Genomic DNA, 18,243 nt, shown 5'->3' on the forward strand with positions numbered 1-18,243 from the left:
GGTAAAGCAACAAGTAACGAAAGGTAACGGTAAGGTAACAACACAGTAACGGGCGGTAACGATGGGTAACGAAGGGTAACAGGCGGCGGAAAGGCCGCAAACTCCCGAAAATCAAGGAAAGTGTGGCGGCCAGTAACGTAAGGTAACGGCCCTGAAGGTGGTGGTAACGGGTGGCGGACAAGGAAGCCAGGCGGCGCCAGGAAGAGCGGGCGCGCCGTTACGGAATCGGCATTAAGGAAAGAGGAAACGTAACCATTCCTTCCGAGCACCGGGAACGGTGGCCGGACATAGCCGACGAGGATTATCTGGACCCGGTCAATTACCGTTACCCCTGCCCTGATGCGGAGCAGACACGGGTGGCGGCGCGCTACTGGGCGCAGGAAGACAACCGCAGGCAGTACACGCAGGAAGAGCGGGAGATTATCTCCCGCCGGCTGGAGGCGAAGAAGAAAAAATTCAAGATCGGCGAGTACGCCCAGGAAAACAAGGACCTGCGGCAGATCGTTTTGAGCGTTGATGCTGGTCCGGGCCGGGTGCCGGAGTTTATCCAGGTGCTGCCGTTTGGGGAGGTCCGTTCCGAGAAAGGTGATTTCGTTGTTGATGAGGAAAGCGTCCGGGAGATACTACACAACTGGAAAGCGCGGCAGAACGACATGGTCATTGACTATGAACACCAGACCCTGAGCGGCCAGGAGGCCCCTGCGGCCGGATGGGTCAAGGGCCTGGAGGACCGGGGGGCGGACGGCATCTGGGCCCGGGTGGAGTGGACTCCCCGCGCGGCGGAGTACCTGCGGAACAAAGAATACCGGTACCTCTCGCCAGTGGTCCTGGTGCGGCGGAGCGACCGGCGTGCGGTGCGGCTGCACTCGTTCGCGCTCACAAATACGCCGGCGATTGACGGCATGGTGCCGCTGGTCAATAAATCAGGAAGCGCATGCTTCCAGGTGAACAAGGAGGGTTCGGGTTTGGAAGAACTGCTCAAAGCATTGCGGAGTGCGCTGAACCTACCGGATACGGCGACCCAGGAAGAGGTTCTCTCTCGCGTAAGGGACGTAAATGCGCGCCTTGAGTCCGCCGGGAAAGTCATTGCGGCCAAAGAAGTCCTGGAACTGCTCGAAGTTCCGGAAAACGCCGACCTGAACACAGTCAAAGGCAAAATCCTGGCGCTCAAAAACCCGAGCGGTTACGTGCGCATCGAAGAGTTCAACGCCCTCAAGGAAAAATTGGCCCTGAAAGAGCGGGACGAACTGGTGGAAATGGCCCTGAAGGCCGGCAAGATTGCCCCGGCACAAAAGGAATGGGCCGAGCAGTACGCGCTCAAGGACCCGGCAGGCTTCCGGGCCTTCATCGAGCATGCCCCCCAGGTGGTACCGGTAGGCCGGGACATTTCCGGCGGCGGCAAAGATGACAACAAGACTGCGCTGGACGATGCGGCCGTTCTGGTGTGCAAGCAACTGGGTATTTCCCACGAAACCTACAAAAAATACGGGGGTGATTCCTGATGCCGCTGGGCAGTGACCGCAACACACCGGTACGCACCGGGGAACTGTTGCACCTCCCCGTGGCCGCAAACGCCAAAATCTACGCGGGGGCGCTGGTGGCCCTGAACACAGGCGGCTATGCGGTTCCGGGATCTACGACCACGGGCCTGAAGGCGGCCGGCCGGGCCGAGGAACAGGCGGACAACACGGGTGGGGCCGACGGGGCCAGGTGGGTAACCGTCCGCCGGGGCGTGTTCAAGTTCGCCAACAGCGGTACGGACCCGGTGGGCCAGGCCCATGTGCTGGGGGACTGCTACATCGTGGACGATCAAACGGTGGCCGCCACCGACGGGACCGGAACCCGCTCCCGGGCCGGGAAGGTCCTGGGAGTAGAGGCGGACGGTGTATGGGTTGAAATCAGGTAAAGGAGGAGAACCCGCTTGCTTCTGAACGCTCAAAACCTGAAAGCCGCAGCCAGGGGGTTCCGGGCGCTGTTTTTCGAAAGCCTGGAAGGCGTGAAGACGCCGTACGAGCTCCTGGCCATGGTGGTCAATTCAACCTCCCCGGAAGAGACATACAACTGGCTGGCTTCCCTGCCCCGGATGCGCGAGTGGGTCGGCGACCGGGTGATCCATGCGCTGGCCGCCCACGGGTTCACCATCAAAAATAAGGACTGGGAAGCAACCATCGAGGTCGACCGCAACGAGATCATCTTCGACAAGCTGAACCTGGTGCGGCCGCGGATACAGATGCTTGCCCGGGCGGCTGCGGAGCATTACATGGACCTTATCATCGACCTCCTGGTGAACGGGTTCAACCAGACGTGTTACGACGGCCAGTATTTCTTCGACGAGGATCACATAGGGGGCTCCAACAGGACCAGCGCGCCACTCAGCGCGACGTCTTACAACGCCGCCTACGCGGCCATGATGAGCCTGACGGACGAAAACGGCAAGCCGCTCAACATCACGCCCACGCACCTGGTGTTCGGCCCGGCGCTGCGCGCTACCGCGCTGGAGATCCTGACCGCGGAACGCGACCAGTACGGCGCCACAAACATCAACCGCGGTTCAGCAGAACCCCTGCTACTGCCACAGCTGGCGGCGCACCCCACGATGTGGTTCTTGCTCGACCTGTCCAAGCCGATCAAACCCTTCATACTGCAAATCGTGAAGCAGGTCGACTTTGTAGGCTTTGAAAGCCTTACGGACGAAGTTGTATTCATGAAAAAGAAGTTCCTCTACGGCATCGACAGCATCGACAACGCCGGGTACGGGCTCTGGCAGCTCGCCTACGGTAGTACCGGAACGGCTTGATGGGGGGAGTGATTGCATTGCCGCTTAAAATCATCTCGAAAAAGGACGGTTTCCGGCGGTGCGGCGTGGCGCATCCCGCCGCGCCGGTTATCTACCCCGACGGCACCTTCGCGCCTGAACAGGTTGAAAGGCTGAAATCCGAACCCATGCTTATTGTCGAAGAAATACCCGGGGAAGAGCCAGGGAAGCAGAAAAGCAAGGGCGTGACCGGGCCGGAACCGGGTGACAGTTAATGTACTGCACCATCGAAGACCTGAAACGCCGGCTCCCGGAAAGTGTGCTCATCGAACTAACCGACGACGAGGGCAGCGGACCAGCCGGCCTGGACCAGGCCGGGGAGGAGATCACCGCACGGCTGAACGAGGCCATTGCGGATGCCACCAATGAGATAAACGGTTACTGCCAGGCGCGCTACCCGGTGCCCTTCGACCCCGTTCCCGGATTCATCCGCAAGCTTGCGGTGGACATAGCGGCATACAACCTGTTCTCCCGCCGGGGGTACAGCGAGGATAGCGCGGACAAATCCGTCATCGACCGATACAGGGCGGCCGTGCGTACCCTGGAGAACATCGCCCGCGGCCTCATTTCCCTGGGCGCCCCCGAGCCCCGTTCCTCGTCGGAGGTGGAAGTTCGGGGCCAAACGCGAGTTTTTTCCCGGCAAAAACTGGAGGCCTTTTGATGAGCGGGGTCAGGTTGGAAGGTGACTGGAAAAAACTCGAAGAAAACCTGCACCGCCTGGCACGGGTAAACTGGACCCGGCTGCACAAGGAAATCGGCGAACACCTGGTTTCCAGCACCCAGGAGCGGTTCAAAACTGAAACCGCGCCGGACGGCACGAAGTGGCCGCAGTCGATCCGGGCACGGGAAGAAGGCGGCCAGACCCTCTCCGACACCCGGCGGTTGCGCAACTCGATCAGCTATGCGGCACGGCCGGACAGGGTGGAGGTCGGCACCAACGACAAGCGTGCGCCAGTGCACCAGTTCGGGGCCACTATCCGGCCCAGTCGCGCCAAAGCGCTGAAGTTTCAGGTCGGCGGGCGCTGGGCGGTAAAAAAACTGGTCCGCATTCCCGCCCGACCCTTCCTGGGCTTGAGCGATGATGACCAGGTGGCCATCAGCGAAATCATCCGGGAGCGGCTGGAGGAGTGTTTGAAGTGATCGGGAGCTGCCGCGAATACCTGGAGGAACACCTGAAAAGCCTCGGTATCATGCGGGTGTATACCCGGGCGGAAGACGCTGCAAAACACCAGGCTCTCCCCTACGCCGTGGTGATGATAGACGGGCAGACCGCGCAGCGGGACGGCTCGCTTGTGGCCAGGGCCGACGGCCCGGGTCCCGACGAGCGCACGCTCAGGCGCCGGTTGTACAGGCGCACGGTCAAAGTTCTGGTCACCATTGTCCACCGCGACCGGGCGGCGGCCGACGCCGCGGGCGAAGCGTTCCTTTCCGGCCTGACCCGGCGGATATTCGATACGGGCGGCAACGCGATCCTGGTCGCCGCCCAGGGGGCGGAACCCGAGGAAGAGGCGAGCCTGCTCAAGCCCAGGGAAACGGCGCACATCCTGGTCGTTTTCGAGGGCGGGATATATGCGGACCGGGTGGTGAAGGTCTATGATCTTGAGACATCTTTGCAGGTGGAAGGCGAGATAAGCCAGGAGGTGTAAACCTTGCCGAAGAAGGACGAGACGCAGGCGGTCGAGTTTCCCCAAGGAGAGCTATTGACCATCGAGGAACTGGCAGCGCGCCACAGCGTGCCGGCCTGGACCATGGCCGGTTTGAAAGTGGCGATGGCCTGGGGCCAGGGAAAACGGGTCAGCGAGCAAGAGTTCCTGGAGGCCTTAACCAAGTGGCTTTCCGGTCCGATGTCGAGGAGGTGAGGTAAGTGCCCCTGCCTGATGTAACTGTAAAAATTCTGGATGGCGGTCTAGGTATGTTGCCGCCGGGTACGTCCGGTTTGCACGCCAAGGTCGGCGTAAGTTCGGCCGGCACGGTCGGCGAGATCGTGTCCGTGACCGACCCGGGCAAAATCGCCGATCTATTCGGCACCGGTCCGCTGGCAAACGCTCTGTACGATTCCTTTGCGGCCGGAGCGCGCCTGGTATACGCGGTGCGGGCGAACGGCGACATCCCGGGACAAATCGGGACGGTGACAAAAACCAAGACCGGCCAGGGCGATCTCAACGTTACAGGCTCCCCCCTGGACGCCTACGAACTGGTGGTCGAGATAGTGGACCCGGGTGCCAAGAACGTGGCCACGTTCAGGTACAGCCTGGACGGCGGCGACACGTTCTCCGCCAAGATCACCGTGCCAACCGCGCTGACGTACGAGATTCCGGGAACAGGTCTGACCCTGAATTTCTCAGAGTATGTAACCGACCCGAACAATTCGTTCCTGGCCGGCGACAGGTACACGTGCAGGACCACGGCGCCGCGGCCTTCGGTCAACAGCGTAAACGCGGCCATCGACACGCTTTTAAATTCAAAATACCTGTACGAGTTCATCCACGCAGTGGGGGATTCAGACGCAGCCATGTGGGCGGCCCTGGCTGCAAAGGCAGCGGAGGCGGAAACGAGGTACCGCTACATCCATTTCCTTTCCGAAGCGCGCGGACCGGAAAGCACTGAGACGGTCGACCAGTGGGTGAGCGCCCTGCTTGCCGAGAAAAGCGGTTTCGCCAGCACCCGGGTAAGTATTTGCGCCGGGCGGTTCGAACTGGTGGACATGGGCACCGGCCGGATCGTGGACCGCAACGGCGCGGGCATATACGCGGGCAGGGTGAGTTCGATACCGGTACAGCGGTCGCCCGGCGAGGTCATGGAGGGGCCGCTGCCGGCGGTGGTGCGCCTGAATCCTCCGGGGATCAACGACGGCCACATACTCGCCCTGGACGAGGCGGGTTTCGTAACCTTCCGGCAGTACATCGGCCTGTCCGGCCTCTACGTCACCAACGGCCGGATGGCGGCGGAGCCGACCAGCGATTTCCAGTACGTGGAGCTGCGCAGGGTGATGGATAAGGCATGCGCCCAGGTGCGCGCCGCAGCACTGCGCCTTGAACACGCAGAAATCGATCCCACCAACATGGAAAAGAGCCTCTCGGCTGCGGAGGCGCAGCTCACCGCGCCCCTGGACAATATGGTGGGGGCCAGAGAGATTGCCCGGGGCCGCGTGGTCATCCCGCGGGACCAGGACGTGCTGGCCACGTCCAAGATCCGCGTGAAGGTGCGCATTGTGCCCATGGCCATCATGCGGTGGATCGAGCTGGAAATCGGCTTCGAGAACCCGTTCCGGGCCGCGGCTTAAAGGGGGTGCCGAAGGGTGATTAACGGCAAAAAGTACAGCTGGGAGGATATCAGTGTCATCCTGCCCTACGGGGAGATAATCGGCTTCCAGAACATCGAGTATTCCGACGGGCTCGAAATCGACCCGGTATACGGCAAGGGCTCCAACCCCCAGGGTTACGGGGTGGGAAACTATTCCGCCGAGGGAAAGGTGACCCTGCTCAAGGATGAGCACGACAGGTTCGTGGAGTATGCCAAAAAGCAGGGCAAGTCCCTGTACCGCCTGCCTCCCTTTACGATCACCGTTTCGTATGCGAACGAGGACCAGCCCACCAAAACCGACGTGCTCAAAGCCTGCAAGATCGTCAAGGTCAGCCAGTCCGGGGGGCAGGGGGACAAGGAACTAAAAGTGGAGTACGAGCTGAAGATCCTGGGAGGCATCCACAGGGACGGCCTGGCGCCGAATTAATTAACTGAATTATGGGAGGAATCTTAGGATGGCAAGCGTAAGCGAGCAGCAGTTGCAGGAGTGGAAGGAAAAATACGGCGACGTTTACGAGGTCAGGGTGAGCGACGACGAGGAAAAACTACCGGTCTTTTACTTTAAGAAGCCGGGGCGGGGAGAACTCTCCAGGCTCTCGAAAGAAATGATGAGCAATATGTACAACGCCTTGAACAACATGGTCTTCGCCTGCCTGATCCACCCGTCCGCCGAGGTGGTGGCCGGCCTGGTGAACGATAAGCCCGGGCTGGTCATTTCCCTGGGCGCAGAGCTGCAAAAAATAGCGGGTAGCAACCAAAATTTTACGTCGAAAAGATTATAAGGCGGGTAGAGCAGCTTCGCGAGGACGGACTGCACCAGGCGGAAGCGCTCATATCGCTGCATTTCGGGCTTGCGCCGCAAGAGGTCCAGGCCCTTGACGACGAGACATTCTGCGAGCTGGCGGCGCGGGCCTACTTCCTGGAGGACCGCCAGGTGCTGGCAGTAAAACGCGGGGTCTTAATGGCCGTGGCGGAGATGTTCAAAAAATGAAAAGCCGGCAGCGGTCACTGCCGGCGGGCCTGCCGCGCCTGGCGGGCGGCCTCGATCTGCTTGATTCTTTCGCCGCCTTCGCGCCAACCTTCGCGAATGCCAGCACATATTTGACCGATGCACCAAACGAAAGTAGGAATACCGTACCGAATCAATGCGTAAGCGGCCCCGATAGCGCACCCAAAACCAAAGAGCAAAAGGAAAATTAAAAGCCAGGACATTGCGGGAACCCCCCCCTTTCCTTTCTTGTTAATGGTAACACTGTCTGAAAGCGGGTGTCAAGGTGGATTCGCTGTACAACCTGTCCGTGATCGTGAGCGTGGTGGATAAACTTACCGGGCCGGTCAAAAAGATGGCCGAGACTTTCCAGAACTTCGAGAAAACGGTCCAGAAGGCCAGGGGGATGATCGACTTCGGCCAGCGGATGGCCGTGTCCGGGGCGCTGGTCCAGGGGGCGGCCGACACAATGGTGCGCGCCCTGGGCAACATTCTGACGCCTACCGTGGAAAACCAGCGGGCGCTCGGCGAACTGGCCTCCCTGGGGATAGAAAACCTCGACGCCCTCTCTGAAGCCGCCCGGAGGTTCAGCTCCAGGTGGGCGGGCACGACCACGGCACAATTCATCAGTGCCGCCTACGACATCAAGTCCGGCATCGCTTCCCTGAGCGATGAAGCCGTGGCCCAGTTCACTATCATGGCGGCGCTGACGGCGAAGGCCACCAAGGCCACCACGGCCGAAATGACCAGCCTTTTCGCCACCGGCTACGGCATTTTCAAGGACCTGTACGCCAACCTTTCGGACTTTGAATTCGGCGAGATGTTCAGCGCCGGCATAGCGGCAAGCGTGCAGGCCTTTAAAACGACGGGTTCTCAGATGGCCCAGGCCCTGACCACGCTGGGGGCTTCGGCCTCCATGGCCCGGCGGCCTTTCGAGGAGCAACTGGCCGTTCTGGGCATGCTCCAGGCCACCATGCCCGGGGGCGAAGCGGGGACACGCTACAGGGCGTTCATCAAGGCCGCCGCCCAGGCCGGCAAGAGCCTGGGGTTGAGTTTCGTGGACAGCAACAACCAGCTTTTGGGGATGGCCGACATCCTGGATAAGCTGCGGAGCAAATACGGTGAAACCCTGGATGCAATCGAGAAGCAGGAGATCCAGAAGGCCTTCGGCACCGAGGAGGCCGTGGCCCTGATCGACCTGCTCTACGGAAAAGTGGGCCAGTTGAGGAGCAACATAGACCAGCTGGGGATGAGCATGCGCCAGGGAACGGCCTTCACGGAGAAGATGGCCAGGGCCATGAACCAGGACCTGGGGGCGCAGTTCCAGCTGCTCAGGCAGAACATCGACATTCTCAAGGGTTCCATCGGCGACGAGCTGGCCCCGCTGATCAAGGCCTTCATCCCCACGGTGCAGGGCTGGGTGGAGGGGTTCCAGAGGCTGGCCAGAAGCCATCCCACCCTGGTGAGGACGGCCCTGCTGATAGCCGCCATCGCCACCGCCGCGCTGGTGGTCATCGCCCCCATCCTTACCGTGGGCGCCGGAATAGTTATGATGGCCGGGTATTTTATATGGGGATTGGCGCAGATCAGAAAGGCGTTCATTTCATTGCGAGACGTTGCCTTTAGAAGTATAGCAACAATAAGAACTGGCCTCCATCTTTTACGAATAGCGATCTCAGCGTTATCATCCCGACTCATCCTCCTGGCCGAGCGGGCGGCCCTCACCGCAGCGGGGGCGATCTACCTGACCGCCCGGCACATCGCCGGCCTGGCCAAAAGCGCCATGGTTGCGGCAACGTCCGCCCTGCCCCGGCTGATCGCCACAGTCTGGCGGTTTACTGCCGTGCTCATAGCCAACCCCATCACCTGGGTGGTCCTGGCCGTCGCGGGCCTGGGCGCGGCCCTATACGCCTTATGGCGAAACTGGGACACCGTGACGGCATTCCTCGGGCGCACCTGGGAAGCGCTGAAAAACAAGTTCGCCGGCGCCGGCCAGTGGTTCTCGGGAGTGTTCCAGGGCATCATAGCCGCCGCCCGGCAGTACGGTCCCCTGGTTCTGGCGGCGCTGGCGCCGGTAATCGGCGTACCCCTTCTAATCGCGCAGCACTGGGGAACCATCAAGGACGTGGCGGGCAGGGTTTTCGGGCAACTGGTGCAGCTTCTGCCCCAATGGCTCACCCAGATTATAGCGGCCATCCGCGCCAAGGCGGCGGAGTTCACTGCCTCCGGCCAGGCGCTGATTCAAGCTTTCACCCAGGGCATCCGCAACATGATCAACGCGCCGGCGGAAGTGGTTAAATCGGGCCTGGCCAGGCTGCGCCGGCTGCTCCCCTTCTCCGACGCGAAGGAAGGCCCCCTGTCCACCCTCACCCGCTCCGGCATGGCGCTGGTAGAAACTTTTGCCGGCGGGATCACGGCCCGCTCGGGCCTGCTGAAAACAGCAGCGGCCGCCGTCCTGGCCGGGATAACGCTGGCCGCTCCCGCAAACGCCCTTGCGCTGCCAGTGCAAATCGACCCGGTGCTGGGCGCCGTACCGGAGCTGCCGGCACTGAGCACCCGTTCCCTCATGCCTGACGGCGGTTACCGCGTAAACCTTCGGGAGATCATCCGGGAGAGCGTCAAGGAGCGGGAAACCGTCCGGGAGGCCGGCAGGCCGGTGATCATTGTGGTCGATGGCGGCCGGAGCGGGGCCAGGGACGACTTCAGCGACCTGATCGATCTTGCCTACAGGTACCTTTCCATGAGCGGTGACTGACCATGCTGCTTATAACCACCGACATCGGCCAGGTGAAAGTGGGCGACACCGTTTTGCCCGGGGTTTTTGAAAGCCTGGAGATAACCGGATCGGTAAAGCTGGATATGGTGGAGATACGCGGCAAGCAGGATAAGGTTACCCAGGCCGTGGGTTACGACAACGCTCGGGTCAGGCTGACCATAAACCTGGTGCCCACTGACGAAAGCGGGGACTGTTATCAACAGATAGCCGTGTTCCAGAAAATATTCAGGAAGTCCCCCCAGCAGGCCAAGCCGGGTGTCTACAAGCTTATAAACAAGCATGCGGTCGCAAGGGGTATAAGCGAAGTAGTTTTCTCGGACCTCAAAACATTCGAGGACAATAGAACCAACAAGGTGCTGGTCATAGCGGAGTTTATCGAACACGTGCCGGTACAGGTAAAAGTTGCTCAGAAAACTTCACCGTCCACATCGAAATCAAAGCCAAAACCAAAGCCAAAACCAAAACCGGTGACGCCTGCAGAAAAGGTCGCCAAGACCAGGTTGGGATATGGTGACCTGCGCCAGAAAATGGCTTTACAAAAAACGGAGTCAACTCCGGCAAAGGATACCCGCGAACCGGGACTGGGTAAACGGATCCTTGCCTGGCTGAGAGGTGCTAAGGATGTCTGACCTGTTTTCCCCGTTCGTCAAGCTTGTAGTTGGCGGCAACGAGGTGCGCAACCTTTTCGATCAGTTAGACATCTGGCTATCCCGCAAGGAACCAGCGGACGTGGCGGAGTTTACCTTGAAGCCCGGCATACCGGACCTGGGCCTGGTTAGAGATACCGCCGTGGAAATCTGGATGGGGTACGACGAAAAAAACGCCTGGCGCGTTTTCACAGGATACGTGGTGGAGCCCATGCCGCCGCGCTATTTATGCAAGGACGGGGCGGTAAGGCTGTTCAAAACAAGAATCGTGCAGACCTTTCTCAATGCAACACCACAGGATATAATACGTTTCGGGCTGCGAAAGGCGGGGGTTCAGGAGGGAGTGTTGGCGCCAGGGCCGTTCCCGGCCAAGCCGCGGTTTGTAGCCGCGGGGGAGAACGTATCCGATCTGGTCAAGCGGGTAAATGCTACCTGGGGCCTGGATTACGACCATTACTTCGACGGCGACGGGCGCTTTTACTGGGACCCTCCTGCCCCGAAGCCTGGGCCGGTGTACAGCTACCGCTTTGGTGAAAACATCATCGACCTGGAGTTTTACGCTGACCGCGAGCCGTCCGGTCAGCGCTCAATCGGGAGTACAGTCGGCAGCGGGAAACTCCTGACGGTGGCTTCCCCCTTTGTGGGGCACTCCCGGGAAATCGAAATTATCTGGCCTGAAGTGGCCGGCAGTCGCTACCTGGTGGAAACGGTCCACCATTTCATGAACGACAAAAAATCATTAAGGACGGAAATATTTTTCCGCGAACTGGAGGCCGGCTAGCATGGATGCCAGGATGGACAGGTTGATCGAGGTCGTGAGAAAAATCGTTATCAGGCTTTTCCCTGAGCTAGCCGGCAGGTACCATCTGACCGGCAGAGCCAGGGTGACCGGGTTGACCGGAGGGCTGGTGCTGCAACCTGTCACCAGGGACGGCAGCGACGATCCGGAGACGCCGGCGGTCAAGTGCGAAACATTGCCATACACCCTGAAGGTTGGCAACATCGTGCGGCTGGGGTTCATGTACGGCGACCCCTCAGAACCGTTCGTGGGCGTGCTTTCCACGGCCGCAATCGGGACGTGGGCCGGCGGGAAAATAGAAATCCCGGGGTACGGTACCAGGGACGCGCTGGTGGTCGAATGCCTCCGGGAACACTCCCGGCTGGTCACCATGACGGCGCCGGTGGACGACCAGGGGAACCCGCTGCCGGGGGCCTCCACCTCCCCGCTTACGCGCATCGAATACCGGGCCACCCTTGAGGACGGCGATCAGGTTGTGGCGCTGCCCATCGAAGAAGGGGAACGGTTCATCGTGGTCGGCAAACTGTAGGAGGGTTGCCTTTGGAAGATATATTGCTGGATGCGCAGGGGAATTTCGTCGTGGCCGCCGACGGGGATGTGGAAACTGTGTCGGGCCTCGAATGTTTGCTCCAGGACGTGAAGCACCTGCTACTGACCTTCCCGGGAGATCTGTGGGCGCATCCGGAATACGGGGTAGGCCTGCAGGTATTTATACAGGCTGAAGACAACGAACTGAACCGGCTGGAGTTGGAACAGCTTATCAAGGATAGATTGGGCATGGACGACCGGATCGAGGCCGAATCCGTGCGAGTAAACATCAAGAACTGGGATCTGCGGCGTATAACGCTGGAGCTGGCCTTTCGCCCCTCCCCCGTCTTTTTTGAGGAGGAGGAAGAAGAGCCGCAGGAAGGAGAAGCAGTCGTCCTGCTTCAGATATCCCAGGAGGGCATAGCTTTCGGAGGCACGCCATGAGACCGGAAGAGCTTATACCGCAGAAAACACTTCAAGAGCTGGTTGATTCGGCCATCGCGGAACTGCGCAACCAGTCTTTCAGGGTTACGAACTTCAAGCCCGGCGGCGTGTTTAGAACCTTACTTGAAAAATGTAATCAGGGCGTGGAAGACCTGTATGGGCTTCTGCGGAAAATAGCTCCGCAAATGTTCCTGGCTACCGCTACGGGCGTGTGGCTCGATCTCAAGGCCGCCGAATACGGGGTCTTCAGGAGGCTGGAGCAAAAGACCCAGGGGGTAGTGTTTATGGGAAGATTCGAGCCCGGGGACAGTGTTATTATCCCCCAGGGGACTGTGGTAGCCACCGACATTGACCGGTTCGGGGACCGGTTGAAGTACGTTACGACCGGGCCGGTTGTACTGGAAAACGGCACCCTGGAAGTCGCGGTCCCCGTAGAGGCTGAACTTCCAGGCGCCCGGTACAACGTGGGGGCCGGGCAGATAAAAACCTTTCTCACCCTTGTGCGGGGCATAGATTATGTTCGCAACGACGAGGGGTGGATCACTCGCGAGGGGGCGGATGTCGAGGACGACGAAACCCTGCGGCAGCGGGCGATAGACAGGTGGAACCAACTTTCCCAGGGAGGAAACGATGATGCATATAGATCCTGGGCTCAGGAGATTCCCGGTGTGGTAGTGGTGCACGTCGACAGCCAGCATCCCCGGGGGCAGGGTACTGTAGATATAATTATTACCGGCACGGCGGGTATTCCTACGGATGACCTGGTCTCCGCCGTGCAGGAGCATATACGCAAGAAGAAGTCCCTGGTTGCGGACGTGCTGGTCATGAAGCCGGAGCCGGTATACGTCAATTTCGATTTGACGCTATACCTGCATCCCGACTACGGCGATGAAGAAACGGCCAGGAGTGAGGCGGAAAGTATTATCGACATCATGTTCATGTACGGCGATACAACGCACCCGCAGATCAGAAAGGTATCGCCAGTGTTCGGGTTGCCGGTCGACCAGGTGAAGTACAACCTGCTAAGCAACATTGAGCACATCGTAAAAGTGGATATTCGCGAGCCGGCCGCCGACCTGATGCCCACAATACGACAGGTGCTGGTAAAGGGTTCCGTAAGCATAACGGTTGAGAGGGTGGCCACATGAGCTTTGCCGACTACCTTTATGACCTGGCCCACGTGATTTTCAAGCGTACGGCCAAGCCCGATGACAGCGACCTCTATAAGCTTACCCGTGCTTTGGGTCCGAATTTCGACGACCTCCAGGAAGCCATGTTTTTGCTTCGCGAAATTTCCATGGTGGCTACGGCGACCGGCAAAGCTCTGGACATGTGCGGTAAAGACCGCAAGATGCCCCGCTACCGGGGGGAAACCGACGACGAATACCGGCTGAGGTTGCTCAGCGCCATGGACATATATGCAATGGCCGGCACGGAGCCAGGGATGGAAATGGTCCTGGCAACGCTGGGCTATAGGAACAGTGAAATATATCCCCTCTACAAGGAGAAGTACAAGTGGCGCTTTCTCAACACAACAACGCCGCTTGACGGCAGCATAACCCTCGAACCCACGGAACCCGATGCCAAGCTGGAATACCTGGGTCGCTGGGCGGAGTTCATTGTAAAACTGAACATTGGAGACGCAAGCTTTACGGAAACCCAGTATCAAATTGTCAGGAGTATGATCAACAAGGTAAAGCCCAGCGAAGGGAAGCTTTACGCCCTGCAGCTGATGACAGCTGCGGCGACGTGGTTTGCCCTGGTAAGCAGGGTTTCCCTTGTTGTGTCAGGCCGATTCGGCGGCGAAGTCAGCCCCCACGTCCGGTTCCTCAATGGTCGGCGTACCCTTTCTTCTGACCCCCTGCCTTTGCTGCTGGACGGCACTGGTTGGCTGGACGGCCGGTATGTACTCTGCGGCTATAAGGAACGGCCGCCGGATACGTGGTTCATGGAAGACAGCCGCAACCGCCAGGGAATGCTCCTGGCCCACAGGTTCTTTTCCTGGCCTGTGGTGACGGTGAACATGGACGGCCGGTACTGGCTGAACGGTAAACTGGACTTGAAAGGCGCCCGGAGGCTGACGGGAGCCAGGGTGGCAGTAAGAACGAAAGCAGGCATATCGATCGTTCCGGGCCACTCCGGCCGGGTAGGCCATAAGGTAAAATCAGGAGCGCTTAGAACCGCGGGCAGGCTGAGCGCCTACTACAGAGAACTGGACGGAATCCTGCGCCTGGACGGACGCTGGGTGCTGGCGCCGGACAGGACGCTTGACGGCCGCGAGCAGCTGTTCGATGGCCAGGTGGCCCACCGCGTGGTTACTAGGCTTTCCTTCCCTTATTCATTCGGCCACGGCCCGGATATGGGCACAGGGCTGTGGTGTCTGGACGGCGGGGGCCCGCGATATGTGTTAGACGGCCGGATATGCATGTCCGCAACGGCCATGATGGACGGAAGCGTTACCCTTAATGGCCTAAATCGCATGCAGTGGCTGGCTTTCCTGGGAGACACCGTCTATCTCCTGAGCGGTCGCCGACTAATGGGTGGAGACGGTCTTTTGCTGGACGGGCAACTGCAGATGAGGTCGAGCCCCACGTCACACGAGCTAAGAATAACGGTTTATAAGAACAACCGTTTTGTTGAAAAGGTGGTGGTATAGGTGAACACCGTAACGACAAAGCAGGCACGCATTGACATGGCCAGGGCCAGAGCAGGGGAAATTGTCCTGCCCCAGGTGACGCATATAGCATTCGGAACCGGCGGACATGAGCCTGGCGATGTGACCAAGCCAATTCCCCCATCGGAAAACGACACCGCCCTGGAGCAGGAAGTAATCCGGGTACCGATAGCCAGCAGAACCAGGATAAATGAAACCACAGTTCGGTATAAAGTATCTCTGGCAGGTGACCAGGCCAACGGAATGCCTCTAACAGAGGCGGGGCTGATAGACAGTAACGGCCGCCTGGTGGCCAGGAAAACTTTCGGGGCGAAGGTGAAGGAGCCAGATGTAAGCATGGATTTCGAGTGGGATGAAGAGTTCTAAGAAGGAGGAATAAAGATGGCAGATATTGTAGGGCAGCCCATCTGGAAGGACAGGGTAAGGAAACATGAGGCGAGCGACCCTGTTGCGCCAAGTACGTGGGATCCCATCCATACAGACTTGATCAACAACGACGTTTACTTAAAGGGACAAATCGATGCGCTTAACAACGAGGTAGCGGCCGCCAGGGGTGGTTACGCCAATCTGGACGCGCGACTGGACGCCCTAGAAACCCAAACGCTGCAAGGCGAGAGCACTTTCAATAGTACGGCTGGTCGCACCATTACCCATAACCTGGGACATACGAACTATATCGTTAACATTGTGCCGCTTCAGGACACCGGCGGCGACCTTGGGGACGTGTACATTTCCAAGGCGGCCAACGCCTTCACTGTATACAACACGGGCGGTTTTACCGGGAGTTTCCGGTATCAGCTCATAACGTAAGGAGGTAGGAATAAGATGATAATTCAACACGACCCCAATAAGCCTAATGAAGTTATATCTATTGACCAGGCTTCCCCCCATCGCCTGGTGGTGGCGGCTTTCCGCTTTCCGGGCGGTGAGTGTACCGGCGGGACTATAGACCTAACACCGTTTCAGGGTGGTCCGTTCAGGCTTTATTTAGAAAAGGATGGCAGCCTAAACACCGAGCTTTACGGGGACCATTACTGGCTCCTGGCGGAAGCCGTTTTGCCGGAAAAGCAATTTGATAACCAGCCTACCGGAAGGGCCGACGAAAATGGGCAGCCTATTATGGAGATGGTAGAACGTCCGCTAAACCTGAACGATATCCAGATTATTTTATTCCCTTTACCGGAGGTGGAGTAAATGGCAAACGTAAGCAAGCTATCCTTGGCAGCTCTGCGGGACCGTATAGCTGCCGGCACCCGTGAGGTGGACGTAATCCACAACTCCAAAGCCGACGGGACTGGCACAATGGTGGTATCCAAGATGATTTATATACCTAAGTTCCGCATTCCCGCTGGCCTATGGGACAGCGGAACCTTCCCGCCCCAAGACCTCAAGCTCGGCGGCTTTCTGATAGATAAATATCCCTGTAGCCAGCCCGATGCAACAAACAGCAGCAGAGGCAGTACTTCGCCCAATAACCCCGGCCAGGTAGCGGCCGTATCTCAACAAGGTGTGGTGCCTTGGACAGACATCGATTGGTATAATGCCAAAAAGGCCTGCGAGAACCGCAAAATAAACGGACGTTCTTGTCATTTGGTAACGATGAAAGAATGGGCCACTATATGCTTTTTAATTAAACTTTTAGGGCACGACATCCGGGGCAACAACAACTGGGGCCGCGACATAAGGGACCCGGACTCCTGGGAGTACTATGGAATAGCAGACCCGGTAGTGGCAAGCTATACTCAGCAGCAGGGTAAAAGTTATTCGCGATGCCTCACTGGCACTGGCCCCATTTCCTGGAGCCATAACGGCATGGCCAATGGTGTCTTCGACATCGTGGGCAACCTCTGGGAGTGGGTAGACTTCCTCATTGACTGCGGGAGGTACCAGGCTATAAAGTCCGCGGTCATAAGTGATTCGGATGGAATTACGGCAACTGATACGGCTATAGTAATCGGCAACGTGGAGAGTCCCGAACTCTGGCCGGCAAGCAATGGCCTAATTCTAATCAAGGCAGAGGGCACCAACACCGATGAATACGTAATCTACAGCTCCATGGTAAACAACGGCAACGGCACATATACCCTGACCGGCTGCCAGCGCGGCCAGAAGGGGACGGCCCCCAGTACCCACTCAAACGGCGCCGTAGTACAGCAGATTACTGACTATTGCGTAATCCCCGGCGGTTGGACGGCCAAAATAGCAGATTCCGGCCTCAATAACACCACCAACCCGGCCACCTTTACTATCTCGGACCTCGTCCTAGGGCCCGGAAGTTCCGGCCCGGCGGTCGGAGACGTCCTCCAGTGCGAGAACGAGCAGCTTACGGTCGTCGCCGTGAGCGGAACGAGTATCACCGTAAACCGCGGAGCTAATGGTTCCGCCATAGCAGCCCATGCTCAGGGTACCGGCGTTGCGAGGATTTCTCCACAGATGAGTAACGATAGCCCAGCGGCTACTGGGGATTATGGAGCTTCGCAGTTCGGCAAATTTGTGACCATGAGGGCCGAAGCTGAACTTGCTGCCCTGGCGCTGCCAGCCGCTGTGTCCTCTGGTGGAAGTGAAGAGTGGAAAGACGGCTTCTGGTTGCGCAACTATAAACAACGCGCGGCTCTCCGTGGTGGGTACTGGCCCGATGGCTCGAACGCTCGGTCGGGCTTCGCCCTCAACCTGTACAATCCGCCGTCGTACGCGAACATCGGCATCGGCTTCCGCGCCGCTTTAAGTTTATAATCTGAAATCTGAAATCTGAAATTCTGGTAATCTGGGGGCGGAGCGATAGCGAAGCCCCCAATCCGAAATTAGAGGTAGGAGAAATGCAGGAGTTAAAGATAAGACAAAAGTGCGAAGACATGATTGCTTACGGCTATACCGCTCTTCGCCAGTTCCCTAAAAGTGAGCGTTACACGTTGGCGGCTGACATTAAAAAGTCGATGTATAGGCTCCTCAACCTCATTATCGCTGCCAACAAGAAGTATTACAAAAAGACCACGTTTCAGGAAATGGATGTGGAGCTCGATTACCTGCGCTCGCTTATACGGTTAGCCATGCAGCTCGGCTTTCTACCGTTCAAGAAATACGAAAACTGGGCTGCAATGCTTAACGAGATAGGCAAAATGCTTGGCGGATGGATGAAATCCATGCGCTAGAGCTTTTTGCAGGGGCCGGGTTGTAACGCGCGGCTCTCCGTGGTGGGAACTGGAACAATGGCTCGAACGCTCGGTCGGGCTTCGCCCTCAACCTGAACAATCCGCCGTCGAACGCGAACA

24 protein-coding genes are annotated in these 18,243 nt (G+C 58.8%); 23 read left to right on the top strand and 1 reads right to left on the bottom strand.

The window, feature by feature from the left end; translation table 11 throughout:
* The first annotated feature begins 170 nt into the window (after positions 1-170).
* From G7K71_RS08585 to G7K71_RS08635, 11 genes are read left to right on the top strand one after another with little or no spacing between them, the layout of a single operon-like run.
* Entirely contained in the window at positions 171-1,502 is a 1,332-nt protein-coding gene (locus G7K71_RS08585; RefSeq protein WP_313884846.1) for a phage protease, read from the top strand.
* Positions 1,502-1,906: a hypothetical protein gene (locus G7K71_RS08590; protein ID WP_166342684.1), complete on the top strand. Its 405-nt coding sequence runs from the start codon at positions 1,502-1,504 to the stop codon at positions 1,904-1,906. The genes G7K71_RS08585 and G7K71_RS08590 overlap by 1 nt, the downstream gene beginning before the upstream one ends.
* A 15-nt stretch (positions 1,907-1,921) precedes the next feature.
* Positions 1,922-2,797, top strand: coding sequence for a Mu-like prophage major head subunit gpT family protein (locus tag G7K71_RS08595; RefSeq protein ID WP_166342686.1), 876 nt, complete (start codon positions 1,922-1,924; stop codon positions 2,795-2,797).
* A 17-nt stretch (positions 2,798-2,814) separates the two neighbouring features.
* Positions 2,815-3,030 (top strand): HI1506-related protein, encoded by a 216-nt coding sequence (locus G7K71_RS08600; protein ID WP_166342688.1) that lies wholly within the window; start codon positions 2,815-2,817, stop codon positions 3,028-3,030.
* Entirely contained in the window at positions 3,030-3,476 is a 447-nt protein-coding gene (locus tag G7K71_RS08605; RefSeq protein WP_166342690.1) for a gp436 family protein, read from the top strand. The genes G7K71_RS08600 and G7K71_RS08605 overlap by 1 nt, the downstream gene beginning before the upstream one ends.
* Entirely contained in the window at positions 3,476-3,955 is a 480-nt protein-coding gene (locus G7K71_RS08610) for a phage virion morphogenesis protein (protein ID WP_166342692.1), read from the top strand. The genes G7K71_RS08605 and G7K71_RS08610 overlap by 1 nt, the downstream gene beginning before the upstream one ends.
* Positions 3,943-4,461: a hypothetical protein gene (locus G7K71_RS08615; RefSeq protein ID WP_166342694.1), complete on the top strand. Its 519-nt coding sequence runs from the start codon at positions 3,943-3,945 to the stop codon at positions 4,459-4,461. Before G7K71_RS08610 ends, G7K71_RS08615 begins: the two co-directional genes overlap by 13 nt.
* Positions 4,462-4,464: 3 nt before the next feature.
* Positions 4,465-4,674, top strand: a complete 210-nt coding sequence (locus tag G7K71_RS08620) for a hypothetical protein (RefSeq protein WP_166342696.1) — start codon at positions 4,465-4,467, stop codon at positions 4,672-4,674.
* 5 nt (positions 4,675-4,679) lie between these two features.
* On the top strand, positions 4,680-6,098 hold the full coding sequence (locus G7K71_RS08625) for a DUF2586 domain-containing protein (RefSeq protein WP_166342697.1): 1,419 nt from the start codon (positions 4,680-4,682) through the stop codon (positions 6,096-6,098).
* 15 nt (positions 6,099-6,113) lie between these two features.
* Entirely contained in the window at positions 6,114-6,545 is a 432-nt protein-coding gene (locus G7K71_RS08630) for a hypothetical protein (RefSeq protein ID WP_166342699.1), read from the top strand.
* A gap of 28 nt (positions 6,546-6,573) precedes the next feature.
* Positions 6,574-6,900 carry a hypothetical protein gene (locus G7K71_RS08635; RefSeq protein ID WP_166342700.1) on the top strand — a complete coding sequence of 109 codons (327 nt, stop codon included), beginning with the start codon at positions 6,574-6,576 and terminating at the stop codon, positions 6,898-6,900.
* 223 nt (positions 6,901-7,123) lie between these two features.
* Here G7K71_RS08635 and G7K71_RS08640 read toward each other — a convergent pair whose 3' ends face one another.
* Positions 7,124-7,330: a hypothetical protein gene (locus tag G7K71_RS08640; protein ID WP_166342702.1), complete on the bottom strand. Its 207-nt coding sequence runs from the start codon at positions 7,328-7,330 to the stop codon at positions 7,124-7,126.
* A 62-nt stretch (positions 7,331-7,392) separates the two neighbouring features.
* Between G7K71_RS08640 and G7K71_RS08645 the strand changes: the two genes are divergently transcribed.
* From G7K71_RS08645 to avd, 12 genes are all read left to right on the top strand, one after another.
* On the top strand, positions 7,393-9,861 hold the full coding sequence (locus tag G7K71_RS08645) for a phage tail tape measure protein (protein ID WP_166342704.1): 2,469 nt from the start codon (positions 7,393-7,395) through the stop codon (positions 9,859-9,861).
* A gap of 2 nt (positions 9,862-9,863) precedes the next feature.
* The gene (locus G7K71_RS08650; RefSeq protein WP_166342706.1) at positions 9,864-10,511 is read left to right on the top strand and encodes a hypothetical protein; all 648 of its coding nucleotides are present in this window, start codon (positions 9,864-9,866) and stop codon (positions 10,509-10,511) included.
* Positions 10,504-11,310: a hypothetical protein gene (locus G7K71_RS08655; RefSeq protein WP_166342708.1), complete on the top strand. Its 807-nt coding sequence runs from the start codon at positions 10,504-10,506 to the stop codon at positions 11,308-11,310. The genes G7K71_RS08650 and G7K71_RS08655 overlap by 8 nt, the downstream gene beginning before the upstream one ends.
* A 1-nt stretch (position 11,311) precedes the next feature.
* A complete protein-coding gene (locus G7K71_RS08660; protein WP_166342710.1) occupies positions 11,312-11,857 on the top strand; it encodes a hypothetical protein in 546 nt (181 codons plus the stop codon).
* An 11-nt stretch (positions 11,858-11,868) separates the two neighbouring features.
* Positions 11,869-12,300, top strand: coding sequence for a GPW/gp25 family protein (locus G7K71_RS08665; RefSeq protein ID WP_166342712.1), 432 nt, complete (start codon positions 11,869-11,871; stop codon positions 12,298-12,300).
* Positions 12,297-13,448 carry a baseplate J/gp47 family protein gene (locus G7K71_RS08670; protein ID WP_166342714.1) on the top strand — a complete coding sequence of 384 codons (1,152 nt, stop codon included), beginning with the start codon at positions 12,297-12,299 and terminating at the stop codon, positions 13,446-13,448. Before G7K71_RS08665 ends, G7K71_RS08670 begins: the two co-directional genes overlap by 4 nt.
* Positions 13,445-14,956 (top strand): phage tail protein, encoded by a 1,512-nt coding sequence (locus tag G7K71_RS08675; RefSeq protein WP_166342716.1) that lies wholly within the window; start codon positions 13,445-13,447, stop codon positions 14,954-14,956. The genes G7K71_RS08670 and G7K71_RS08675 overlap by 4 nt, the downstream gene beginning before the upstream one ends.
* Positions 14,957-15,340 carry a phage tail protein gene (locus G7K71_RS08680; RefSeq protein ID WP_166342718.1) on the top strand — a complete coding sequence of 128 codons (384 nt, stop codon included), beginning with the start codon at positions 14,957-14,959 and terminating at the stop codon, positions 15,338-15,340. It abuts the gene before it with no gap.
* Between the two features lie 15 nt (positions 15,341-15,355).
* Positions 15,356-15,784: a hypothetical protein gene (locus tag G7K71_RS08685; protein WP_166342720.1), complete on the top strand. Its 429-nt coding sequence runs from the start codon at positions 15,356-15,358 to the stop codon at positions 15,782-15,784.
* 15 nt (positions 15,785-15,799) lie between these two features.
* Positions 15,800-16,168: a hypothetical protein gene (locus tag G7K71_RS08690; RefSeq protein WP_166342722.1), complete on the top strand. Its 369-nt coding sequence runs from the start codon at positions 15,800-15,802 to the stop codon at positions 16,166-16,168.
* Positions 16,169-17,707, top strand: a complete 1,539-nt coding sequence (locus G7K71_RS08695; protein WP_166345241.1) for a hypothetical protein — start codon at positions 16,169-16,171, stop codon at positions 17,705-17,707.
* Between the two features lie 83 nt (positions 17,708-17,790).
* The gene (gene avd, locus G7K71_RS08700; RefSeq protein WP_072871395.1) at positions 17,791-18,123 is read left to right on the top strand and encodes a diversity-generating retroelement protein Avd; all 333 of its coding nucleotides are present in this window, start codon (positions 17,791-17,793) and stop codon (positions 18,121-18,123) included.
* The last annotated feature ends 120 nt before the right edge of the window (positions 18,124-18,243 follow it).

This window comes from Desulfofundulus sp. TPOSR, from assembly GCF_011393055.1.
Lineage (GTDB): Bacteria > Bacillota > Desulfotomaculia > Desulfotomaculales > Desulfovirgulaceae > Desulfofundulus > Desulfofundulus kuznetsovii.